Origin of the sequence: Streptomyces manipurensis, from assembly GCF_049570255.1 — a bacterium.
Taxonomy (GTDB): domain Bacteria; phylum Actinomycetota; class Actinomycetes; order Streptomycetales; family Streptomycetaceae; genus Streptomyces; species Streptomyces manipurensis.
Map to the genome: position 1 here is coordinate 3,142,942 of NZ_CP186950.1, position 21,477 is coordinate 3,164,418.

General features: G+C 74.9%; 22 protein-coding genes. 9 read left to right on the top strand and 13 right to left on the bottom strand.

Going from position 1 to position 21,477, the window contains the following annotated elements:
• Positions 1-4 precede the first annotated feature (4 nt).
• The 5 genes from ACPU2J_RS14415 (at position 5) to ACPU2J_RS14435 (ending at position 3,331) form a co-directional block, all read left to right on the top strand.
• The gene (locus ACPU2J_RS14415; protein WP_361594722.1) at positions 5-316 is read left to right on the top strand and encodes an FmdB family zinc ribbon protein; all 312 of its coding nucleotides are present in this window, start codon (positions 5-7) and stop codon (positions 314-316) included.
• 73 nt (positions 317-389) lie between these two features.
• Complete coding sequence (locus ACPU2J_RS14420) at positions 390-1,223, top strand: S-methyl-5'-thioadenosine phosphorylase (RefSeq protein ID WP_420080537.1); 834 nt, start codon at positions 390-392, stop codon at positions 1,221-1,223.
• A gap of 181 nt (positions 1,224-1,404) precedes the next feature.
• Entirely contained in the window at positions 1,405-1,962 is a 558-nt protein-coding gene (locus tag ACPU2J_RS14425; RefSeq protein WP_423833403.1) for a carboxymuconolactone decarboxylase family protein, read from the top strand.
• Between the two features lie 214 nt (positions 1,963-2,176).
• Positions 2,177-2,710: a hypothetical protein gene (locus ACPU2J_RS14430; protein WP_420080535.1), complete on the top strand. Its 534-nt coding sequence runs from the start codon at positions 2,177-2,179 to the stop codon at positions 2,708-2,710.
• A gap of 174 nt (positions 2,711-2,884) precedes the next feature.
• Positions 2,885-3,331: an MscL family protein gene (locus ACPU2J_RS14435; protein WP_420082419.1), complete on the top strand. Its 447-nt coding sequence runs from the start codon at positions 2,885-2,887 to the stop codon at positions 3,329-3,331.
• Between the two features lie 13 nt (positions 3,332-3,344).
• Here ACPU2J_RS14435 and ACPU2J_RS14440 read toward each other — a convergent pair whose 3' ends face one another.
• Entirely contained in the window at positions 3,345-3,557 is a 213-nt protein-coding gene (locus tag ACPU2J_RS14440) for a hypothetical protein (RefSeq protein ID WP_420080534.1), read from the bottom strand.
• Positions 3,558-3,886: 329 nt separating this feature from the next.
• On the opposite strand from ACPU2J_RS14440, the gene ACPU2J_RS14445 reads away from it, so the two are divergent.
• Positions 3,887-5,044: a low temperature requirement protein A gene (locus ACPU2J_RS14445; RefSeq protein ID WP_423833404.1), complete on the top strand. Its 1,158-nt coding sequence runs from the start codon at positions 3,887-3,889 to the stop codon at positions 5,042-5,044.
• A gap of 93 nt (positions 5,045-5,137) precedes the next feature.
• A complete protein-coding gene (locus tag ACPU2J_RS14450; protein WP_365080568.1) occupies positions 5,138-6,391 on the top strand; it encodes a cytochrome P450 in 1,254 nt (417 codons plus the stop codon).
• Between the two features lie 107 nt (positions 6,392-6,498).
• On the opposite strand, the gene ACPU2J_RS14455 is transcribed toward ACPU2J_RS14450, so the two are convergent.
• On the bottom strand, positions 6,499-6,993 hold the full coding sequence (locus ACPU2J_RS14455) for a DUF5949 family protein (RefSeq protein ID WP_361594738.1): 495 nt from the start codon (positions 6,991-6,993) through the stop codon (positions 6,499-6,501).
• A 57-nt stretch (positions 6,994-7,050) separates the two neighbouring features.
• Positions 7,051-7,638, bottom strand: a complete 588-nt coding sequence (locus tag ACPU2J_RS14460) for a hypothetical protein (protein WP_420080532.1) — start codon at positions 7,636-7,638, stop codon at positions 7,051-7,053.
• Positions 7,639-7,795: 157 nt separating this feature from the next.
• On the opposite strand from ACPU2J_RS14460, the gene ACPU2J_RS14465 reads away from it, so the two are divergent.
• Positions 7,796-8,236, top strand: coding sequence for a DUF6299 family protein (locus tag ACPU2J_RS14465; RefSeq protein ID WP_365495851.1), 441 nt, complete (start codon positions 7,796-7,798; stop codon positions 8,234-8,236).
• A gap of 59 nt (positions 8,237-8,295) precedes the next feature.
• On the opposite strand, the gene ACPU2J_RS14470 is transcribed toward ACPU2J_RS14465, so the two are convergent.
• From ACPU2J_RS14470 to ACPU2J_RS14490, 5 genes are all read right to left on the bottom strand, one after another.
• Complete coding sequence (locus tag ACPU2J_RS14470; protein WP_365080558.1) at positions 8,296-8,463, bottom strand: hypothetical protein; 168 nt, start codon at positions 8,461-8,463, stop codon at positions 8,296-8,298.
• 71 nt (positions 8,464-8,534) lie between these two features.
• Complete coding sequence (locus tag ACPU2J_RS14475) at positions 8,535-10,622, bottom strand: SpoIIE family protein phosphatase (protein ID WP_423833405.1); 2,088 nt, start codon at positions 10,620-10,622, stop codon at positions 8,535-8,537.
• A 12-nt stretch (positions 10,623-10,634) separates the two neighbouring features.
• On the bottom strand, positions 10,635-10,931 hold the full coding sequence (locus ACPU2J_RS14480) for a hypothetical protein (protein WP_399312323.1): 297 nt from the start codon (positions 10,929-10,931) through the stop codon (positions 10,635-10,637).
• Between the two features lie 24 nt (positions 10,932-10,955).
• Positions 10,956-12,257, bottom strand: a complete 1,302-nt coding sequence (locus ACPU2J_RS14485; RefSeq protein WP_420082418.1) for an NAD(P)-binding domain-containing protein — start codon at positions 12,255-12,257, stop codon at positions 10,956-10,958.
• Between the two features lie 67 nt (positions 12,258-12,324).
• Positions 12,325-13,746, bottom strand: coding sequence for an ATP-grasp domain-containing protein (locus ACPU2J_RS14490; protein ID WP_420080529.1), 1,422 nt, complete (start codon positions 13,744-13,746; stop codon positions 12,325-12,327).
• Positions 13,747-13,896: 150 nt separating this feature from the next.
• On the opposite strand from ACPU2J_RS14490, the gene ACPU2J_RS14495 reads away from it, so the two are divergent.
• On the top strand, positions 13,897-15,420 hold the full coding sequence (locus ACPU2J_RS14495; protein ID WP_420080528.1) for a glycoside hydrolase family 26 protein: 1,524 nt from the start codon (positions 13,897-13,899) through the stop codon (positions 15,418-15,420).
• Between the two features lie 5 nt (positions 15,421-15,425).
• Here ACPU2J_RS14495 and ACPU2J_RS14500 read toward each other — a convergent pair whose 3' ends face one another.
• From ACPU2J_RS14500 to murJ, 5 genes are all read right to left on the bottom strand, one after another.
• The gene (locus ACPU2J_RS14500) at positions 15,426-16,568 is read right to left on the bottom strand and encodes a GNAT family N-acetyltransferase (RefSeq protein ID WP_365080546.1); all 1,143 of its coding nucleotides are present in this window, start codon (positions 16,566-16,568) and stop codon (positions 15,426-15,428) included.
• Positions 16,565-17,308 carry a lipopolysaccharide biosynthesis protein gene (locus tag ACPU2J_RS14505; RefSeq protein WP_423833406.1) on the bottom strand — a complete coding sequence of 248 codons (744 nt, stop codon included), beginning with the start codon at positions 17,306-17,308 and terminating at the stop codon, positions 16,565-16,567. Before ACPU2J_RS14505 ends, ACPU2J_RS14500 begins: the two co-directional genes overlap by 4 nt.
• A gap of 114 nt (positions 17,309-17,422) precedes the next feature.
• The gene (locus ACPU2J_RS14510) at positions 17,423-18,724 is read right to left on the bottom strand and encodes a glycosyltransferase (protein ID WP_420082417.1); all 1,302 of its coding nucleotides are present in this window, start codon (positions 18,722-18,724) and stop codon (positions 17,423-17,425) included.
• A 5-nt stretch (positions 18,725-18,729) separates the two neighbouring features.
• Positions 18,730-19,503, bottom strand: a complete 774-nt coding sequence (locus tag ACPU2J_RS14515; RefSeq protein WP_420080526.1) for a polysaccharide deacetylase family protein — start codon at positions 19,501-19,503, stop codon at positions 18,730-18,732.
• Positions 19,493-21,298 carry a murein biosynthesis integral membrane protein MurJ gene (gene murJ / locus ACPU2J_RS14520; protein ID WP_420080525.1) on the bottom strand — a complete coding sequence of 602 codons (1,806 nt, stop codon included), beginning with the start codon at positions 21,296-21,298 and terminating at the stop codon, positions 19,493-19,495. Before murJ ends, ACPU2J_RS14515 begins: the two co-directional genes overlap by 11 nt.
• Positions 21,299-21,477: the final 179 nt, after the last annotated feature.

Consider the following 21,477-nt stretch of genomic DNA (forward strand, 5'->3'; position numbering starts at 1 on the left):
ATTCGTGCCGACCTACCAGTACCAGTGCACCGAGTGCGGTGAGGGCCTTGAGGCCGTGCAGAAGTTCACCGATGACGCGCTGACCGTGTGCCCGAGCTGCGACGGACGCCTGAAGAAGGTGTTCTCCGCGGTCGGCATCGTCTTCAAGGGCTCCGGTTTCTACCGGAACGACAGCCGCGGCGCCTCGTCGAGCAGCACCCCCGCCTCGAAGCCGGCCTCGTCGTCGACCTCGACGTCGACGGCTTCCGCCGCCCCGGCCGCCTCGTCCTCCTCGACGTCGTCGAGCACGAGCAGCAGCTCCACGTCGGCCGCCTGACAGCTCCGTCCCGAGGCCCCGCCCGCCCCCACCGGGCAGCGGGGCCTCCGGCATGCCCGGATAGGGTGGCCGCATGGTGAACGCAGAGATCGGCGTGATCGGCGGCTCGGGCTTCTACTCCTTCCTGGAGGACGTCTCCGAGGTCCGGGTGGAAACCCCCTACGGCCCCCCGAGCGACTCCCTGTACCTGGGTGAGCTGGCCGGGCGGACCGTCGCCTTCCTCCCCCGGCACGGACGCGGGCACACCGTCCCGCCGCACCGCATCAACTACCGGGCCAACCTCTGGGCCCTGCGCTCGGTCGGGGTCCGCCAGGTGCTCGGCCCGTGCGCGGTCGGCGGCCTGCGCGCCGAGTACGGCCCGGGCACCCTGCTCGTCCCCGACCAGCTGGTCGACCGTACGCAGACCCGCGCCCAGACCTACTTCGACGGGGTGCCGCTCCCGGACGGCTCGGTCCCCAACGTCGTGCACACCACCTTCGCCGACCCGTACTGCCCCGTGGGGCGTGCGGTCGCGGTCGCCGCCGCCCGCGGGCAGGACTGGGAGCCGGTCGACGGCGGCACCATGGTCGTCGTCGAGGGGCCGCGCTTCTCGACGCGCGCCGAGTCCCGCTGGTACGCGTCGGCGGGCTGGTCCGTGATCGGCATGACGGGGCACCCCGAGGCGATCCTCGCCCGCGAGCTGGGGCTCTGCTACACCTCGATGGCCCTGGTCACGGACCTGGACGCGGGCGCCGAGACGGGCGAGGGCGTCTCCCACGCGGAGGTGCTGAAGGTGTTCGGGGAGAACGTCGGCCGCCTGCGGACGGTCCTGTTCGACGCGGTGGCGGGCCTGCCGGCGACGGAGTCCCGGGACTGCCTGTGCACGCACGCGCACGACGGCTGGGACCTGGGCATCGAACTGCCCTGAGGCGCGGTTCGGGGGCGGTCGCGGAGGCGGCTCCGGGGCGGCGGCGGGGCGGCGGCGGGGCGGCGGCGGCGGCGGCGGCGAAAAGATTCTGCGCAAGGTGTCACATCCGGCGCCGCCGTCCTGTCTCCCCTGTGAACGACCGGCCGGAGCGGCCGGGAACCCACACCGGGAGATGACCACCATGCCGCGTATCTCGCTCACCCCGCCCCGCACGCTCCTCATGCGCATCGGTGCCTGGTACTCGCACCGCACGTACGGCAAGGTGCTCGACCCGGGCCAGGCCTACGGGCACAACTCCCGCGTGCTGTTCTCGTACGTCCGCCTGGAACAGCAGGCGGCGAAGTGGAACGCCCTGGACCCGGGCCTCAAGCACCTGGCCGTCATGGCGGCGGCCGCCCGCATCAACTGCTCCTGGTGCATGGACTTCGGCTACTGGGAGGGCCACCAGCAGGGCATGTCGGCGGAGAAGGCCGAGGCGGTGCCGCGGTGGCGGGAGTCGCGCGAGACCTTCAGCGCGCTGGAACTGCTGGTCATGGAGTACGCCGAGGCCATGACCGAGACCGAGCCGACCGTCACGGACGAGCTCGCCGCGGACCTGATCGCACGGCTCGGGGAGGCGGCGTTCGTCGAGCTCACGGCGGTGGTCGCCCTGGAGAACTGGCGCTCGCGCGTCAACAGCGCCTTCGGGCTCACCAGCCAGGGCTTCTCGGAGGCCTGCGAGATCCCGGCGCGACGCTGATCGCGGGGCGGCACCGGTCCGGTCCGGCCCGGCGGTTTCAGCCCGGTTCGTCCGCCTGTGCGTCGGTTGTCCTCACTCCTGTGGGCTACGGGGTTGTCCACAGGCTGGGGACCGTCCACAGGTGCGGGCGGGATCCGGGGGGAGGCGTGATCGTGGGGTGTGTCCGGGCGTCGGGCCCGGACACGGCGACTCACTCCGACTGGTGGTGCTCGACATGTCCAGGACCCGCACGGCCGCTCCGGCCCTCTCCGCGGCCCCCTCCTCCCCGTCCTCCCCCTGTCCTCCGGGCCGTCCCGTGCCCCTTTTCCCGCCCCTGCGGGTGGGCCGGGGAGGCCACCGGCTGCGCCGGGCCGTACGCCGCCGCAGGCGGGCCCTGTCGGCCGCCCTGGCCGTCGTGGCGGCGGGCCTGGCCGTGGGCGGGACGCAGGCCCAGGCCTCCCGGGCCGCGCCCCCGCCCCAGGTGAAGGCGCAGCCCGCCGCGGTGCGGCCGGTGTCGGCCCCCGTGCGCATCGCGGACGCGGCGACGGTGCGGCTGCTGCGGCCCGGGGACCGGGTCGACGTGGTCGCGGCGGAGCGGAGCGGACCGCCGAGGCTGGTGGCCGCGGGGGCGACGGTCGCCGAAGTGCCCTTGCCGGAGGCGGGAGTCGGGGACGGCGGAGCGCTGGTCGTGCTGTCCGTGCCCCGGGACACGGCGCGGGACCTGGTCGGCGCGGGCGCCACGACGCGGCTGGCGGTGACGTTGTGCTGAATCGCACGCGCGGTCAGTCAATTCACCTCAAGGTGGCGGCCGATTGGACACGGCGCGGCCGGACTGCCGTAACTTTCGGAACCGTTGGCTCCGTGTTCGGCAGATGTGAAGAAAGGCTCAGTGGTGGGCGAGAAGAAGAAGGAGAGCGTACTGGCGGGCTTCAAGGCCTTCCTGATGCGCGGCAACGTGGTCGACCTCGCGGTGGCCGTGGTCATCGGAGCGGCGTTCACGAACATCGTGAACTCGGTGGTCAAGGGGATCATCAGCCCGGTGGTGGGCGCCATGGGCACGCAGAGCCTGGACGCCTACAAGTCCTGCCTCAAGGCGCCGTGCGGCGTCGGGCCGGACGGTCAGCCGACCGGTGTCGAGATCCTCTGGGGCTCGGTGCTGAACGCCACGCTGACCTTCGTGATCACGGCGGCGGTCGTCTACTTCCTGATGGTGCTGCCGATGGCGAAGTACCTCGCGCGGCAGGAGGACCGCCGCAAGGCACGCGAGGGCGTCCAGGAGATCGTCGAGATCACCGAGCTGGAGGTCCTCAAGGAGATCCGCGACGAGCTGGTGTCGCAGCGTTCGGGCGGTGGCGGCAGCGGGCCGGTGGGGACGCGCCAGGGCTTCTGACCGGACGCGCCGGTCAGATGTGGTGCGGGGGCTTCTCGTCGAGGAAGCGGGCCAGGTCGGCCGCGCCTCCCCCGGCGGGGGCCCGCTCGCCCCAGCCCCGGTCGGTGTCGTCCGAGGACTGCTGGTCCAGCGGGTCGTCGAAGTCGATCCTCGGCTTCGGCCGGGGCGGGAGCTCCGCGGAAGCGGGGCGCGGGGGCTGCGGGCCGGAGGCGGGGGTGCTGCTCATGCCTCCAGGGTACGGCCGCCCCGGGAAGCGCCCCGGCCCGCGGTCCCGCACCCGGCCCGGCCCGACCGGCCGGCCCGGCCCCCGCACGGGCACGGCACCACCGGCACACCGCCGGGCGGGCGGCGCGGACGCCGTCCCGCGACGACCACCGGGACCTGCCGGATCCCTCCGGGACCGGCTCCGGCACCGGCTCCGGCCTCGGCTCCGGCCGCGGGCTCCGCTCCGGCTCGGGCCGCGGGCTCGGCCCCCGGGAGGGACCCGGGCGCGGTCCCAACCCGGACAGCCCGCCCGACCTGCCGGGAAGCGCTTCCTCTGGTCTGCTGGCCGGTATGGCGTACTCCCCGATGACCGCCCGCAGCCCCGACGAGGACCACCGCACCTCGACCCCGCTCGAGCTGTTCTTCGACCTCTGCTTCGTCGTCGCGATCGCCCAGGCCGGCGTCCGGCTGGTGCACGCCCTGGCGGAGGGCCACCCCGGCACCGGCGTGGTCGGCTACTTCTTCGTCTTCTTCGGCGTGTGGTGGGCGTGGATGAACTTCACGTGGTTCGCCTCCGCCTACGACTGCGACGACGTGCCGTACCGGATCGCCACGCTCGTCCAGATCGTCGGCGTCCTCGTCTACGCGGCCGGGGTCGGCGACGCCTTCGACCACAACGACTGGACCGTCGCGGTCATCGGCTACATCATCATGCGCGTCGCCCTGACCGCGCAGTGGCTGCGGGCCGCGTCGGGCGAGACGGGCCCGGCCCGCACGGCGGCCCTGAAGTACGCGGCCGGGCTGGTCATCTGCCAGGCCGGCTGGGTGGGGCTGCTGTTCGCGCCGGACGGCGCCAGGATGTGGCTGTTCCTGGTACTGGTCGCGGCCGAGCTGCTGGTGCCGGTGATCGCCGAGCGCGGCCACCAGACGCCGTGGCACGCGCACCACATCGTGGAGCGGTACGGCCTGTTCACCATCATCGTGCTGGGCGAGACGATCGCCGCGAGCACGGTGGCCGTGAAGTCCGCCCTCGACGAGCACGAGGCGCTCGACCTGCTGCTGCCCATCGCCGCGGGCGGACTGCTGATCGTCTTCGCCGCCTGGTGGATCTACTTCGCCGTGCCGATGCACCAGCATCTGACGTCCAACCGGGAGGCCATCCCGTGGGGCTACGGCCACCTGCTGATCTTCGCGTCGGGGGCGGCGATCGGCGCGGGCATCGAGGTGGCGGTGGAGCACGCCGTGGGCAAGGCCCACATCTCCCAGGTCTCCGCGAACGCCGCCGTCATGGTCCCGGCCGCGGGCTACCTGTTCATGGTGTGGCTGCTGCACTCCCGGCACTTCAAACGGGGCGCCGCCCAGCAGCTGGCCCTGCCGGTCGCCGCCCTCGCCACCCTCGCCTGCATCTGGACGGGTGCCTACGCCGTCCTGTACGCGGGCCTGGTCGCGGTGGTCACGGTGACCGTCGGCGTGATCCTGTCCGAGCGGTCCGGGGCCCGCACCGCGTGAGGCCGGTCCGGCCGCCGGCCCGGACCGTCACCCCCGCACCCCCGCCGCCGTTCTCCAGCGCGGAAGGACCCGTACCGACTGGAGGCCCCGGCCATGACACTCCCGGCACCACGCCACGGCACCGACCCCGGCGCGGAGTTGGCCGAGCCAGGCTTCTGGCAGCGGCCCCCCGCCCACCGGCTCGCCGCCTTCGCCCGCCTGCGCGCGGCCGACGGGCCCGTCTTCGTGCCCGAGGGGACGGGCCGGGGCCACTGGGCCCTCGTGCGCCACGCCCACGTACAGGAGGCCAGTCGGCTGCCGAAGGTCTTCGCCAGCGCCCCCGGGGTGACCACTCCCGAGCCGGCCCGCTGGGTGCGTGCGCTGTTCGGGGACTCGATGGTGAACCTGGACGGTGCCGACCACGCCGCCCTGCGCAGGATCGTCCAGCGGGCGTTCACACCGCGACTGCTGGCGGCGGCCGAGGCCGACATCCACGCCGTGGCCGCGCGGATCGTGGACGACGTGCTGGCCGAAGGGCCGGAGGAGTTCGTCTCGGCCGTCGCCTCCCGGCTCCCCCTGGAGGTCATCTGCAACATGATGGGGATCCCGGAGCGCCACCGCGCCGAGATCGCCGACCGCGTCAACCACGCCTCCGAGAACATCGGCGTGGAGCGCGGCCTGGCCTCCCGGCTGCGGATGCCCGGGCGCGGGCTGCGGGCGCTGGCGCGGATGCAGCGGATGGTGGCGGGCATCGGCCGGGAGCGCCGCAAGCACCCCGGCGACGACCTGATCTCCGCGCTGGTCTGCGCGAACGTCGACGGCCAGGCCCTCGGGGCGCGGCAGCTCGGCGCCTTCTTCTCCCTCTTGATGGTCGCCGGGGTGGAGACCACCCGGAACGCCATCACCCACGGGCTGACCCTGCTGACCGACCATCCGGACCAGCGGGACCTGCTGCTCTCCGACTTCGGGACGTACGCCGACGGGGCGGTCGAGGAGATGATCCGGCACTCGACGCCGATCATCCAGTTCCGCCGGACGGTGGTCGCGGAACACACCCTGGGCGGGCGGGTGTTCCGGCCCGGCGAGAAGGTGGTCCTGTACTACGCCTCCGCCAACCGCGACGAGGCGGTCTTCCCGGATCCCGACGCCTTCGTGATCACCCGGTCGCCCAACCCGCACCTGGGGTTCGGCGGCGGCGGGCCGCACTTCTGCCTGGGGGCCCACCTGGCCCGGGTGGAGATGCGGGCGCTCTTCCACGAGCTGCTGACCCGTCCGGTGGGGCTGCGCGCCGTGGGCCTGCCGGACCTGGCGGGGTCGAACTTCGACAACCGGGTGCGCTCGTTGCGGTTCGCCTTCGAGCGCCCCTGAGGGGTCCCCCGCCGTGTCGCGGGGACCGGCCACCGAGCGGGCTGGGGGCCCGGCGGCCGGAGCGGGTGGGCGGCCTGCGCGCACGGCGGCGGCACGGCCCGGACGCGCTACTTCTGCAGGCGCCGCACGGCGAGGACGCAGTGGGCGCTGCCGGTGAGCACCTCCTCGTCGCCCGCGAACGCCTGGAGGGTCGCGGCGTCGACCGGCTTGCCGGGGACGGCCTCGGGCCAGGCGCGCGTGGCGAAGAGGAAGTACGCCTGCCCGCTCTCGTCCGCCGCGGCGACCCACTCGTCGGGGGCGGTGCACTGGGCGTTCATGCCGGGCAGGGTGAGCGCGATCTGGTTGCCCTCCAGCAGGATCTGCACGGGGAAGGCGGCGGGGTTGCGGGTGCCGTCCATGACCACGTCGCCGATGGGCAGGCCGATCTCCTCCAGCAGCCCGCGGGCCGCGGCCTCCCCGGCCTCCCGGCCCTGCGGGCCGTCGCCCAGGATGTAGGCGAGGAGGTAGGGGATGTCGTGCGCCTCGGAGGGGTCGCCGATCCATGCGAGCACCGAAAGGGTGCCGAGCTGGGACCGGTCGATTTCGGCTTGAGTAGAAGTCATGCGCCGCACCCTAATGGTCCCGCCCGGGCCCCTTTCACGGCCTGTCACCCGGGCGGGCTAGACGGCCCAGAATCCCTCTCCGGAATTCGGCTGGATGTTCGCATCCTGGTACTGGATCCGTCGAATGGAAGTGTTCTCCGGGATTTCGAACACCACCCATCCCTCGGCCCGCTCACCGACCTCCAGGGAATCGAAGACGACGGGTTTGCCGGTCGTCAGCTCGCCCGTCCGCACCGCCGGGTGGCGCCGGCCCGCGCTGTCGTGCGCCCACACGCGTCCGAGCGCCCCGTACGAGTCACCCCCCACGTTGACGAAGGACATGGAGGCGGCCACCCAGCGCTTGCCGGCGGGCGGGGCGTAGTTCCGGTCGGCGCTGATCGCCGGGTCGACGTAGGCACCGAGCCCGACCTGGAGGTGCCGCCCCATTCGGGAGCCGTGCACCCGTACGGAGTCACCCACACGGGCGTCCTTCGCACCGGGCCGGGCGGGTGCGGCCCCGCCGCCCGGCGCGCCGTCGTCCACCGGGACGGCGGGCACCGCGGCGGGCCGGGCGGCCCCGTCGGGGACGCTCTGGCAGGCCGTGGCACCGATCAGCAGGAGGGGCAGCAGGGCGGCGGCGAGGACGGGGGCGGCGGACTGGCGCATGCGGGATCCCTTCAGGGACGTATTTCCGGTCAGTCTCACGCGCCCGAGCAGGCAATTGCACACAACGACACGAGTGTGCGGAGCGAGTGCCACCGCCCGGCTGCCAGCACAATGCGTTCCGGCGGAATCCCGCCGCCCGCACCCCTCTGGAGGAAGAATGCGCATCCCCGCCCGCCGAATGGCCCTGGCCGCCTTCTCCGCGGCCGCCGCGACGGCCCTTTTCACCGCCCCGGCCGGCGCGACCGTTTTCGAGCAGGGCATTTCCGTGCACGACGACGCCCGCATCACCGAGGACGGCGGCGTCATCCTTTCCGGTACCTACCACTGCGAGCAGGCGTCACCCGAGGGGGCGATGCAGGTCAAGGCGACCGTCGAGCAGGACGGCGGCCGGCTGAGCATCGGCGGGGAGCAGATCGTCTGCGACGGCACGGAGCGCCGCTGGGTCGCCCACGCGCCGGGCGCGTACGCGAACGTGCGCGCGGGCACGGCCAAGGTCACGGCGGAGCTCCAGGAGATCCACCTGTCGGGCCTGTTCCCCCGCTCCGTGGACACCGTCGCGCTGGACAGCAGGGACGTCACGTTCCGCCGGGGGAACTGAGACCGCGTCGGCCGGTACGGCGCCCGAGCGCCCGAGCCCTCCCGGGCGGTCCCGGGCCGTCAGCGGCACTCGGGCGCGGCGCCCGTCATCGACATGAACTCCACCGACCGGCACCCGGGATCCGCGTGCGGGCGGCCCGTCGTCCAGTCCAGGACCCTCGGCACCCCGGCGGCCAGCAGGAGCACGGCGAGGACGCCCGTCACCGCTCCCCTGCTCAGCCTGCGCACAGCACGTTCCGTTCCATGGTCCGCATCATGGACCCGCCCCGGACGGCCCACAACTCGGCGTCGCCGTCCGGTCACGCCGTGCTCCGCGGATTCCCCCCGACGTCGAACTCGCACCACACCGCCTTGCCGTCGCCCCGGGACTCCACGCCCCAGTGCGTGGCCAGCGCGTCCACGAGCAGCAGCCCGCGCCCGGTCGTGGCCGCCTCCCCCGGGCTGCGCCGCCGCGGCCACACGCTGGAGCGGTCCTTGACCCACAGGCGGATCCGCCGCACCGGCTCCGGCAGCACCTCCATGGTCAGCACGGCTCCGCCGTCGGTGTGCAGGAGGGCGTTGACCAGCAGTTCTCCGGCGGCGACCTCCACGTCGTCGGCGAGTTCGGGCACCCCCCAGTCGCGCAGGGCCTGGCGCAGGGCGTAGCGGGCCTCGGACAGCCCCTCCGGGTCGGCCTGGTGGACGTACTGGTGGATCCGCGGGGCCCGGTGGGTGCCCGGATCGGGGGCCCGGCGCAGGACCAGCAGGGCCACGTCGTCGCCGGAGCCCCAGCGCTCCCACAGCCGGTCGGAGAGGTGGTCGGCGAGCGCCCCCGCGTTCTGGGGGCCGCTGCGCACGGCCTGCGCGAGGGCGTCCATGCCCGCGGTGATGGTGGTGCCGGGCTCCTCCACGAGGCCGTCGGTGCAGAGCACCAGCGTCTCCCCGGGGACGAGGTCGAGCTGCGTCTCGGGGAACTCCTCCTGCGCGAAGGCAGAGGCCACCCCCAGCGGCAGCCCGCCCCGTACGTTGGGCCAGCCCGTCCGGCCGTCCGTGTGGCGGATCAGCGGGCCGAGGTGGCCCGCCCGGACGGCGCGTACGCCGCCGGTCTCCAGGTCGACCTGCGCGTACAGGCAGGTCGCGAAGCGCTCGGTGTCGAGCTCGGCGAGGAAGCGCGAGGCCCGCGCCAGGACGGTCGACGGGGGGTGGCCCTCCCCCGCGTACGCCCGCAGCGCGATCCGCAGCTGGCCCATGATGGCGGCCGCGTGGGTGTCGTGGCCCTGGACGTCGCCGACCACGAGGCCGACGCGGTTGCGGGGCAGGGCGATCACGTCGTACCAGTCGCCGCCGACCTCGCGCCCGCTCCAGGCGGCGTGGTAGCGCACGGCGATCTCGCCGCCGCTGATCTCCGGAATCCGGCGGGGCAGCATCGCGGCCTGCAGGCCCGTCGCGAATTCCCGCTCCTGGTCGAAGAGGAGGGCCCGCTGGAGGGACTGGGCCACGATGCCGGCGAGGCCGAGGCACAGGTTGCGTTCCTCCGGGCTGAACTCGCTGCGCCGCCGGTAGAACAGCACCAGTCCCCCGATCGCCTTGGCCTGGGCGATCAGCGGCAGGTAGGCGGCCGCGTCGAAGCGGATGCGGCTCAGATAGTCCGCGAGCAGCGGGAACTCGCCGCCGAGTTCGGAGAGGGAGGTGACGAAACGTGCCTGCCGCGTCAGCACCACGTGGGACAGCGGCAGCGAGCCGTCCAGCCGGGTGAACCGGCGCTCGCTGAGGATCTCCAGCGACTCCCCGCTCAGCGCGATGATCTTGATGGTGCCGCCCTCGACCAGCCCGAGTGCGAGCCCGTCCGCGCCCAGCCGTTCCAGCGCGCCCGCCCCGGTCAGGGCGGCCGTGACGTCGTCGACCGTCACCGCGCGCGACAGGGCCTCGGTGGTCCGCTGGACGATGGTCGTCTGCTGGGCGCGGGCCGCCTCCAGCTTGCGCAGCAGCGTCGCGTGGGCGAGCTCCGCCGCCGCGTCGCGGACGATCCCCGCGATCCGGTCCGGCTGCCCGTCACCACCCCTCAGCACCCGGCCCGAGGTGTGCGTCCACTGGTCACGGCCGTCGCGCCGGTGGACCGTGAAGTAGGCGCCGTAGGTGTCCCCGCCCTCCTCCAGGACCCCGGTGACGGTCTCGCGCAGCCGGGCGGCGTCCTCCGGCCGGACCCGCACCGCCAGCCCGTCGGCCGTACCGGCGAACTCCGCGGGCTCCACGTCGAAGAGGGCCAGCGCGGCCGGGTCCGTCGTGACCCGGCCCGAGCGCAGGTCCCACTCGAAGCTGCCCATCCCGTTCAGCGCGAGCCGGTCCCCCGGGTCGGTCGCCGGGGACCGGCCGGCCGGGCCGGGTCCGTCGCGCTCCGCAGCCGCCACCTGCCCCGCCCCCTAACGGCCGGGCCAGTACGGCTGTGAGATCAGCCGCTCCCACTCCTCGTCGGGATGGCCCGGCAGGGTGCGCCCGGCCGCGCGCCAGCGCTCGACGACGGAACGGTAGATCGTGGGCTGGTCGGCGGGGTGGGGCGGCGCGTACGACCCGCCGTACGACGCCCCGTACGACGACGCCCCGTACGGACCCGCGTACGGGGCACGGTCGTACCCGGCGGGTCTGGCCGGAGCGGTCTGCTCCGCACGGCTGGCGGGAATGCGCACCCAGCCGCGGCCCTGTGCTCGCTCGGCGCTCATCACGGACCCCTCTCACCGCGGATCTCACCGCAGATACGTCTTCGGATGCCCCGGGGGTACCCCCGGACGCCGCCCGGGGACGGCGACCCGGCCGGACCGGGCACCGCCGGAGGACCCCGGCCGCGGACCCCGGGCGCCGAGGCGCTTGCGGACTCCTCTCACCAGTCTCCCCGCCGTGAAGCCCGCGCCGTGCACGAATCGCATGGAAGGGCCGAATGAGGGAGCCGTGAGCAGCCCCGCGAAGAACAGCCCGGGCCACGAGGACTCGAATCCGGGGCCCAGCTCGGGCGCCCGGCCGCTGCCCACGGTCGCCAGGGCGGCGCGCAGCCCCGCGTCCAGGAGCTCCAGCCGGGCCAGGTCCGGGGAGAAGCCGGTCGCCGCGATCACGTGGGCGGCGTCCAGGGCGACGGACTGCCCGTCCGCGGCGGTCAGCTCGAGCCGGGTCCGCTCGCCCACCGCCGCCGCCCGGCGCAGCTCGTGCCCGAGCAGGACGGGCACCCGCGGCTCGAAGCGGTCACGCAGCCACCAGGCGCCGGCCGGACCCAGCGCGGTCGCCGCGATCCGCTCCCGGCTCCGCGCGGGCAGCCGGCGCACCGCCCACGGCAGCTCGGACCACACCCAGCTGCGCCAGCCCGTGCCCAGGCCGCTGTGCGGTTCCCGCAGCGCGCGCAGCGGGGGCCGGCCGAGCGGCTGCGGGACGGTGTTCCAGTTCAGCCGGGGGCGCCGGGCCACCAGGGACGGCCGCGCCCCCTGCTCGGCCAGCAGGGCGGCGGTCTCCAGGGCCGCCTGCCCGGCCCCGAGCACGGCGACCTCCTGTCCGGCGAAACGGGCCAGGTCACGGTGGCCGCTGCTGTGCGAGTAGTGCCCGGGCGGCAGCTCCCGCAGCGCCTCGGGGTACTGCACGAACGGCATCACCCCGACCGCGAGGGCGACCGTGCGCGCGAGCAGGGGCGGGCCCTCGGCGGTGCGGATCCGGAAGCCCTCGCCCTGCGGGGTCACCTCCGTGACGGTCACCTCCTCCACCTCGGGCGCGGCGTGCCGGGCGAACCACATCCCGTACGCGCTGAACGTGTCGATGGGCAGCGGAGTGCCGTGTTCCGCGACCGTGCCGCGGGTCGCGCAGTAGTCGGCCAGGGTGTGCCGCCCGTCCGGCGCGGACAGGTTGGAGGACCAGGGCTCCGACTTCAGGTACATCCCGTCCGGCATGTGGTCGCGCCACGAGGCCATCGGCCGCCCCAGCAGCCGTACGGTGAGCCCCGCGCCCGCCGCGTGGGCCGCGATGGACAGCCCGTACGGACCCGCGCCGATCACCACGAGGTCCTCGATCCGCGTCACCGCCGCTCCTCCCGCTCCATGGTCACCGCACCGGACGGCCCCGCCGCACCGGACCTCGTCAACGTGTCACCAGCTCGTCCGGCTCGGACGGAGCCTCCGGTGGGGCCGGCCGGGAGGCCGCCCCTCCGGGAGGCGGCTGCTCCCGCTGCCGGGGCGCCCGGACGACCGCGCGCGCCGTGCGCCGCCCCTGCGCCGGAACCCCCCGCAGGGCCCTCGCGCCCTTGCCCGCGCCGCGCCCCACGAGCGCGGCGAGCATGGCCACGAAGGGGCCCGGGTCGTCGGCCGCGAACCACGCCGTCTCCACCCGGCCCCGCCCGGTACCCGGCCGGACCGCCGGGGAAGCGGCCCCGGTCGCGGCGGTCCGCGCCGGGGCGGTCCGCGCCGGCCCGGTGGCACGCCCCCGCGGCAGGGACCCGCCGCGGACGGCCGCCAGCAGCGCGTAGTTCTCCGCGACGAACACCCGGCCGGGCCCGCCCGAGGGCTGCGGCACCTGCTGGCCCGTCAGGTCCAGGTACGTCGCCCGGACCACGTCCAGCCCCGCCGCGTCCGCGAACAGCCGGAACTGCGCCCCCGGACGGGGGTTGAAGTCGACCAGGCGGAAGACCCCGTGCTCGTCACGGCGGAAGTCCAGGTCCAGGATGCCCTGGTAGCCGAGCCGTTCGGCCAGCCGCAGCGCCGCCTCCTCCACCGCCGGGTCGGGCAGCCAGCGGCCCACCGCGGTCAGACCGGTCCGCACCGGCCAGGACAGCTCCTTGCGGCCCGAACCCGCGAGCAGCGGGCGCCCGCCCCGCGCGAAGGCCCCGTGGAAGAACCAGTCGGTGTCGGGGCCGGCCGGCAGGAACCGCTGGAGCAGCAGCCGGCTCCCGGCCTCGGCCGAGCGCTCGTACAGCCGGCGCGCCTCGGCGGGGGTGCGCACCAGCGTCGTGCTGCGCAGCCCGTCGGCCCCGGCGGGCAGCAGCCAGGGCCGGCTCCACTTGGCCACCACGGGCGGGCCGAGCCGCCAGGCCGCCTCCGCGGCCTCCGCACCGCTCGCCGGGACCACCGTCTCGGGGTGCGGGACGTCCCAGCGCGAACACAGGCGCGAGAGCTCGGCCTTGTCTGCCACCCGGGCGGGCAGGTTGTCCGGCTGGTGGGGGACGCGGAACCGTTCGCGGAGCGCCGGCGCGATCCGGGACACGGCGATGGCGCTCAGGTCGTCCATCGCGATGAGCACGGCCGGGCGGCCGATCCGCTCCGACACCCCGGTCAGACACTCCAGCAACGCCTCCGGCGCCTCCGGGTCCAGCCCGCCGGCCGGACCGGCGTGCACGGCGCGCAGATAGCGCGAACGCACCACGGGACCTCCCCCGGCCTCGACGACGGCATGCACCTCCACGCCCTTGCGGCCAAGGGATCTGACGGCGCCGAGGGTTCCGTGGTGGAACGGATTGCGGTCGAGTCTCAGCACAATGGCGGGCACATGGTTGGCGAACGCGTGCATGGAAACGGTGTCTTTCACCTAGTCGGACCAAGCGGGGGTGGCGTGCAACTGCTAATGGCCTAGGCGGGCGTCACCGAACAGGCCATTCGTCAGATCTGATGCCTAACGTCTCTGCCAAGCACACCGATTCGGTAAAGCTCGGGAGACGCCATGCGCAGACCACGCCGCCGACTGGCGAGCACCTGTGTCGGTACGGTGACGGCCGGCCTGCTGGCCACCGGAGCCGCCCTCGCGGCACCCGGCGAGGGCGCGGCCCGGGGGTCCCGGGCGAGCGACACCGCCATGGGCGCCTACCTCGACTACGGCCCGAACGGGGTGGCCCGCATCGCCCAGCTGTCCCGCTGGCTGGGCGGCAAGGAGATCCGCGTCGGCCACACCTATCTCCCGGGCGACGTGTGGCCGGCCATCGAGGGACGCGTCTCCTTCCTGGAGGACTGGGCGAAGTGGCGCCGGGCCAAGGACGACCGGATGTTCGTCCTCAACGTGCCCATGCAGGCCCGCAACGAGGCGCGCGTGCCCGACCGCGAGGTGGCCCGGCTGATCCGGGCCGGCGCCCAGGGCAAGTACGACGTGCACTTCGAACGGCTGGCCGAGCGGCTCGTGGAGCTGGGCGTCCCGGACACCGTGATCGTCCTCGGCTGGGAGATGAACGGCATCACCTACACGCACCGCTGCGCCCCCGACCCGGAGAACTGGAAGGCGTACTGGAGGCGCATCGTGCGGACGATGCGCTCCGTGCCCGGCCAGGACTTCCGCTTCGACTTCGCCCCCAACCGGGGTACGGACGCGATCGGCTGGACGAAGTGCTACCCCGGCGACGACGTGGTCGACATCATCGGGATGGACTCCTACGACCAGGAGCCGGGCCAGGACTTCGACGACCAGATCACCCAGCCGTACGGACTGCGCCATCACGTGGACTTCGCGGCGGAGCACGGCAAGGAGATCTCGTACCCGGAGTGGGGGCTGTTCCGGCGCGGTGACAACGCGGAGTACGTACGGCGCATGCTCCAGTGGATCGAGCAGCACGAGCCGCTCTACCACACCATCACCGACTACTGCCCGCACGGCGTCTGGCAGTGCAAGCAGAACCCGGCGGCCTCGAAGGTGTTCCGTGCGGCGATGACGCCCGTGCCGGACCCGGTGGTCCCGACCCCGGTCGTGCCCACGCCGGTGGTCCCGACGCCGGTGGTGCCCACTCCGGTGGTCCCGACGCCGCAGGTGCCGACCCCGCAGGTCCCCACGCCGCAGGTGCCGACCCCGGCCGTCCCGACCCCGCAGATCCCGACGCCCGCCGTCCCCACCCCGGTCGTCCCCACCCCCGTGGTCCCGACCCCGGTGGTCCCGACCCCGGTGGTCCCGACGCCCCAGGTGCCGACCCCCGAGGTCCCCGTGCCCGTGCCGACGCCCGTGGTGCCGACGCCCTCCCCGGTCGCGCCCAGCCCGGCTGTCCCCGTCCCCGTACCGAGCCCGGAGGTCCCCGTACCGGCCAGTCCCACACCGAGCGGCAGCACGAGCCCGGGTCAGAGCCCGGCGCCCACGCCGCCGGCACCGCGGCCCCCCGCTCCCCCGCTCAACAGCCGGCAGTGGTGCGTGCCGCTCAACTTCGGCGAATGGCTCTCCAAGATGGTCGGCACGCAGTCGGTCTGCTTCAAGGTCGACTGGCCCTTCTAGGCGGGTCATCGCACCCGCAGTTCGTTGAGCCGCGCCCGCCAGTCCCTGGCGGCCGGCAACGCCTCCCGCAAGGCGTCCACGGCCCGCTCGCGCCCCGTGACCTGCGACTCGTGCAGCCGCAGCAGGGGCGCGAGCGCGTGCGTGGCCAGCAGCAGCCGCTGGTTGACGACCGTCTCGGGCCGCCAGTGGTTCTTGTACGGTTCGCTGCCCCGCAGGAAGCTCACCACCGGCCGGCCGTCCGCGAGGGCCCGCCCCGCCTCGTAGCGCAGCAGCAGCGTCGCCACGTCCACCTTCCGGGCCCGCAGGTCCGGATCGGCCCCGTACAGGTAGCCGCCGCTGAGCCCGGCGGACAGCAGCGTGACGTTGGCCGCGACCACCTTCCCCTCGAGGCGGAACTCGGTCAGCCGGCCCTCCCCCGCCCGTACCATCCGGCGGGTGGCCCGGGTGAGGTGCTCGGCGAAGCGGGGCCTCATGTGCTCGGGGGTCACCCCGCGCCCGCGCCACTGCTTCTCGTGCAGCCGCAGCAGGGTCCGTACCGCGCGCGGCACCTCCTGCTCGGTGACCTCGTGCTCCTCGATGCCCGCGGCGTCGGTCTTGCGCAGCTTGGCCCGCACCCGCTGGGCACCGGACGCCGGCATCCGCTTGACCAGCTCGTCGAACGGCAGCGTCGGCAGCTCCATGCAGGTGGAGTCGGTGAGCCTGCGGCCGATGCCGGGCCACCGGCGGTACAGCTCCTCCGCGACGGCCCCCGGACGCACCTCCCGCAGGTCCACCACCGCTCCGCGGGCCGCCCGGTGCAGCCCCTGGGCCAGTGCCGCGACGACCTGGTCGGCGCACTCCGCGGCGGCGAGCACGTCGAAGTAGTCGGTGATGGGGCCGCCCAGCGGGACCAGCAGCGGCATCGGCCGGTGGACGAGCATCAGCGGGGCCGCGCCGACCAGCTCCTCGCCCCGGCGGACCAGGACGATCCGCAGGCGGCCCTCCTTGCCGTAGGAGAGCCACCAGGAGTGCAGCCAGGCGTGGGTCTGGAAGGGGGTCGCGGTGGGACAGGCGCGGACCAGGCGGTTCCACGACTCCTCCAGCGCGGCGAACTGCCGGGGGTCGCGGCACAGCGTCACCGACAGGGCACCGGCGGAGCCCGCACTCATCGCACGGACTCCTTCTCCTTGGTCTCGGTGTGCTCACCCTGCGCGGGAAGGCTCGCGTACTCCTCCCCCACCGGCTCGGTCCGGGGGCTCCCCACCGGACCGGCCGCGCCCTCCTCGGGCCGGCGCGCCCGGCCGGGCCGGGCCAGCAGCCACAGCCCGCCGAGCAGACCGCCGGCGCACGTGCCGACGGCCGCGCTGATGGCGGCGGACGGGGACGCGGGATCGGTCGGCGCCACGGCCTGGTTGAAGAGGAGCAGCTGGACACCGGTGTTCTTGGCGGCCTGGTTGCTGCTCAGCGAGAGGGCGTCCGCGACCGCGTTGGCGATGTCCGCGGCCTGCGCCGGGCTCGTGGACGTACCGGTCACCGCGATCATCGGGGACTCGGGCGAGGTCTCGGCCCGGACCAGCGTGCGCAGCTCGCGGGCGGTGACGCCGGCCCGCGGCTGGGCGTAGGCGAGCGTGGAACTGCTGGTGGCGATACGGGCGTACGCCTGGGCGAAGCCGAGGGCGGTGGCGGGCTCGGTGGTGTCGTCGGGCACGGCGACGACATAGCTGGTGGCGGCGTACTCGGGGGCCTTGAGCACCCCGTACGCCCCGCCCGCGGCCAGGCCCAGCAGCGCGCAGGCGGGCAGCGGCCACCACGCGGGCACCGGACGGCGGCGCGGCCTGCGCTCGGAGCGGTGGTCCGGCTTCTTCCCGGACTTCTTCTCGGACTTCTTCTGATCGGCGGTATCGGCCATGGACCTGCTCGCTTCCTTGGGTGGAGGGGGGTCCCCGGGGTCCCGTGGGGACGGCTTGCGGTGGTGCGGACGGATCAGGCGGTGCGGACGGGTCAGCCCGTGCGTGCGGACGGGTCAGCCGGTACCGGACGGCTCCCCCGGACCGGGGCTCCCCGGTTCGCGGCGGGCGCCGACGACGGTCGTGGCGGCGGAGCCGGCCGACGCGCCGGGTCCCGTCCCCGTGCCCCGCGGCTCCGGGCCGGGCCCGGGCACCCGGGCCGCCGCGGAGCCCGCCCGCGCGGAGCCCGGTGCGGCCGACAGGGCGAGTTCGTACACGTCCAGCAGCTGCCGCGCGCTGCGGGCGATGTCGTAGCGGCGGACCACCGGCGGCGCGGGCAGCCGGCGTGCGCCCGCCTCCATGTGGCCGCGCAACGCGGCGACCAGCTCCTCCGTGCCGGTGCCGATGCGCCGGGCGCCGGGGGCGTGCGCCGCGGGCAGGTCGTCGATGGCCGGGCAGGTCACGTGGAGCACCGGCAGCCCGGCCGCCAGCGCCTCCACGACCGCGAGCCCGAAGGCCTCCTCCCGCGAGGGCGAGACGAAGACGTCCATGGCGGCCAGCAGCGCCGGGATCCCGGGGGTGCGGCCGTCCGCGCTGTCACCCAGCGGGTCGCGCTCGCCGAGCAGGTGGATCCGGCTCTGCGCGCCCAGCTCGGCGGCCAGCCGGCGCAGTCCGGCCCGTTCGGGTCCGTCCCCGGCCAGCAGCAGGTGGGCGCCCGGCAGGGCCGCCACGGCCCGCACCAGCACGTCGAACCGCTTGCCCGGGACCAGCCGGCCGACCCCGCCGACCACGAAGGCCCGTTCGGGCAGCCCCGTACGGGACCGGGTGGCCCGCCGCACGGCCTCGTCGAAGCGGAACCGCGCGGCCTCGATGCCGTTCGGGACGACGTGGACGCGCGCGGCCGGCACGCCCCAGCCCTCCAGCCGGGCCGCGACGGTGTCCGAGACGGCGACCGTCGCCGCGCCCAGCCGTTCACTGGCCAGGTACAGCGCCCGGACCCCGCCCGAGAGGGGGCGCCCCTCGATCTCGCCCTCGCCGAGGGAGTGTTCGGTGGCCACGGTCGCCCGGGTGCCCGCGAGCCGGGCCGCGAGGCGCCCGTACACGCAGGCCCGGTACAGGTGCGTGTGCACGAGGTCGTAGCGTCCCCGGCGGATGAACCGCACCAGCCTCGGCAGCGCGCCCAGGTCCCGGTTGCCGCTCATGCCGAGATGGACCACCCGCACCCCGTCGGCGCGCAGGCCCTCGGCCACCGGCCCCGGGTTGGTGAGCGTCAGCACGTCGCAGCGCATCGGCAGGTGGCGCAGGACCAGGCGCAGTTGCTGCTCGGCCCCGCCGACTCCGAGTCCGGTGATGACGTGCAGGGCCCTGACCGACTCGATCCCCTTCACCGGTGCACCGCCCTGCGCAGGCACCGGACCCGGTGGCGCAGCTGCTTGACGCGCAGCCGCGCGCCGCCGTCGGCCTGGCTGACGTGGGTGCGTGGCAGGGCGTACGGGCCGGTGAGGCGGCCGGGGTCGATGGCGCAGGCGTATCCGTAGCCGGCGGCCCGGGCGGCCTCGACGACGCGCGCGTCGAGGTGGCCGTACGGGTAGCAGAAGCCTTCGGGGAGGGTCCCGGTGAGCTCGCGCAACAGGTCGCGGCTGCCGCGCAGTTCCTGCTGGAGGACGTCGTCGGGGGCGGCGGTGAGGTCCTGGTGGAGCAGTCCGTGCGAGCCGATCTCCTGTCCGGAGGCGGCGACTTCGCGGATCCCCTCGGCGGTGAGCAGGGACTTGCGCGGGCCGAGCGGGTCCCACACGTTGTCCACGCCGAGCCGCCCGGCCAGCACGAAGAGGGTGGCGGTGCAGTCGTGGCGCAGCAGCAGCGGCACGGCGTGGGTGAGGAAGTCGGTGTAGCCGTCGTCGAAGGTGAGGCCGACCAGTCCGGCGTCCCGGCCGGCGGCGCGGGCCTTCAGCAGCTCGCCGACCGACACCCCGCGCAGGCCGCGCGAGTGCAGCCACCGCAGCTGCGCCTCCAGGGTGAGGGGGGTGACGGTGATGCCGTACGGGTCCTCGGCGGGGTCGGTGAACTCGGCGACCGAGTGGTACATGAGGACCCACGGCGGGGCGGTCCTCCGGGCGGGGACCACCCCGGCGGGGGCCGTGTCGGTGTCAGCGGGCATTGCGGAACCTCTGGGTGAACTGGGAGATCTGACCGGGCAGGGCGGTGACTTCGAGGGCGCGTATGGCCGTGCCGGCGGCGCCGAACATGGCCGGGACCAGCAGGCAGCCGAGGGCCGCGCTGAGCAGCGGGTCGGGGATCATGGGCCCGGCGATCCAGCCGGTGGCGCACGCGGCGGCGGCGGCCACCGCGAGCCGACCGATGCTGACGGCGACCTGGCGGACCTGGATGTCGATGATGCGCCGGCCGAGGCCGGTGAGCAGCAGCACGGCGGTGGTGGTGATGCCCGCGGCGTTGGCCGCGGCGATGCCCCAGGTGCCCCACCAGCCGACGGCGAAGGCCCCGGCCGCGATGTTGACGAGCAGTCCGGCACTCATCGCGAGCGCCGGGAACCAGGTGGGCCGGGCGGTCGAGAAGAAGGGCCGGGACAGCGCGCCGACGAGGCAGTGGCCGAGCAGTCCGAGTGCGTAGACCCGCATGACGGAGGCGGTGGCGAGGGTGTCCTCGTGGCTGAAGGCCCCGCGTTCGAAGAGGACCTGGATGATCTGCGGGGCGTATCCGATGACGAGGGCGCTGCCCATCAGGACGGCGAGGGAGGCGAGCGCGAGGTCCTGCTCCACCCGGCGCCGGGCCTTGTCGCGCTCGCCCGCGGCCATGGCCTGGGCGACGACGGGGAAGGTGACGGTGCAGATCATGAGGGAGAGCACCATCGGCATCTGCGCGACCTTCTGCGCGTAGTTGAGGTGGGAGATCGCCCCCGAGGGGAGGGAGGCGGCCAGGAACCTCTCGACGAGCACCTGCGACTGCCGGAAGACCGCGAAGAGGATGACGGGGGCGATGACCCCGAGGGCGATCAGGGTGGGGCGGTCGCGGTCGCGCCGGCTGCGGGGGGCGGCGACCCGTCTGGCGCGGGGCGGTCCGAAGCCCACGTGGCGGACGAAGGAGGGCAGTTGGACGAGGGCCATCAGCAGTCCGCCGACGGCGACGCCCGCGGCGGCGGCCCGTACGCCCCACAGGGAGTGCAGCGCCAGCATCGTCGTGATGATGCCGATGTTGTACGAGACGTAGATCGCGGCGGGCGGCAGGAAGGAGCGGTGGGCCCGCAGCGCGGCGCTGAAGTAGCCGGCGATGCCGAAGGAGAACACGGTCAGGGCCGTCAGCCGGGTGCACTCGACGGCCAGCGCGGGATCGGGCAGCCCGGGGGCCAGGACGGCGACGACGGCGGGCGCGGCGGCGACGAGCAGGGCGGCCACGAGGGCGAGGAACACCGTGAGCCGCGGCAGCGTCGCGCCCACCAGCAGCCGTACGGGGTCCTGGGCGCGGGCCTCGGTGCGGGTGAGTTCCGCCCGGCCGGCGGCCCGCCGGGCCAGGGCGTGGCTGAAGGCGGGCACCATCAGCAGCGCCATGGCGTCCTCGATGAGCAGCGTGGAGGCCATCTCGGGCACGGTCCACGCGATCAGGAAGGCGTCGCTGGCGTGCCCGGCGCCGAAGAGGTGCGCGATGGTCTGGTCGCGGACCAGGCCGAACACGGCGCCGGCGGCGGTCAGACCGGCCGTGACCGCGGCGGCCTTGGCCAGGAACCGCCCGAGCGGGGCGCTCCCGGCCGCGGCGCCGCCCCCGCCCTCCCGGGGGGCGGCTCCGGCCGTGCCGCCGGGGGCGGCGGGTCCTGGCCGGGCCGTCGCGGGGACCGGTCCGCCCGGTGCGCCCGCGCGGCGGGCCCGGGCGCGCGCCGCCCGGCGCCCGGCGGCCGGGGCCGCCTCCGCGCTCTCGCCGGTACGGCAGGCGGAACCGTCCACGGCACTGCTCCCCCCGGAGGTGATGGTCCGCCGGGCGGGTGCCCGCCCGGCGGGGGCCGGTCCGGCGACCGCCGTCCCGCGCCCTGCGGGGGTAACGCGGCCGGCGCCCTCGCCGACACGGCGTGCGCGGGAGGCGCCGGTGGCGGACGCGGCCGGGACACGGGCGGGGCCCGCCCCGG

Coding starts and splice junctions, on each gene's coding strand:
- ACPU2J_RS14420 (WP_420080537.1), top strand. CDS start 390: ATGGTGAACGCAGAGATCGGCGTGATCGGCGGCTCGGGCTTCTACTCC.
- ACPU2J_RS14425 (WP_423833403.1), top strand. CDS start 1,405: ATGCCGCGTATCTCGCTCACCCCGCCCCGCACGCTCCTCATGCGCATC.
- ACPU2J_RS14430 (WP_420080535.1), top strand. CDS start 2,177: ATGTCCAGGACCCGCACGGCCGCTCCGGCCCTCTCCGCGGCCCCCTCC.
- ACPU2J_RS14435 (WP_420082419.1), top strand. CDS start 2,885: ATGCGCGGCAACGTGGTCGACCTCGCGGTGGCCGTGGTCATCGGAGCG.
- ACPU2J_RS14440 (WP_420080534.1), bottom strand. CDS start 3,557: ATGAGCAGCACCCCCGCCTCCGGCCCGCAGCCCCCGCGCCCCGCTTCC.
- ACPU2J_RS14445 (WP_423833404.1), top strand. CDS start 3,887: ATGGCGTACTCCCCGATGACCGCCCGCAGCCCCGACGAGGACCACCGC.
- ACPU2J_RS14450 (WP_365080568.1), top strand. CDS start 5,138: ATGACACTCCCGGCACCACGCCACGGCACCGACCCCGGCGCGGAGTTG.
- ACPU2J_RS14455 (WP_361594738.1), bottom strand. CDS start 6,993: ATGACTTCTACTCAAGCCGAAATCGACCGGTCCCAGCTCGGCACCCTT.
- ACPU2J_RS14460 (WP_420080532.1), bottom strand. CDS start 7,638: ATGCGCCAGTCCGCCGCCCCCGTCCTCGCCGCCGCCCTGCTGCCCCTC.
- ACPU2J_RS14465 (WP_365495851.1), top strand. CDS start 7,796: ATGCGCATCCCCGCCCGCCGAATGGCCCTGGCCGCCTTCTCCGCGGCC.
- ACPU2J_RS14480 (WP_399312323.1), bottom strand. CDS start 10,931: ATGAGCGCCGAGCGAGCACAGGGCCGCGGCTGGGTGCGCATTCCCGCC.
- ACPU2J_RS14490 (WP_420080529.1), bottom strand. CDS start 13,746: ATGCACGCGTTCGCCAACCATGTGCCCGCCATTGTGCTGAGACTCGAC.
- ACPU2J_RS14495 (WP_420080528.1), top strand. CDS start 13,897: ATGCGCAGACCACGCCGCCGACTGGCGAGCACCTGTGTCGGTACGGTG.
- ACPU2J_RS14500 (WP_365080546.1), bottom strand. CDS start 16,568: ATGAGTGCGGGCTCCGCCGGTGCCCTGTCGGTGACGCTGTGCCGCGAC.
- ACPU2J_RS14505 (WP_423833406.1), bottom strand. CDS start 17,308: ATGGCCGATACCGCCGATCAGAAGAAGTCCGAGAAGAAGTCCGGGAAG.
- ACPU2J_RS14515 (WP_420080526.1), bottom strand. CDS start 19,503: ATGCCCGCTGACACCGACACGGCCCCCGCCGGGGTGGTCCCCGCCCGG.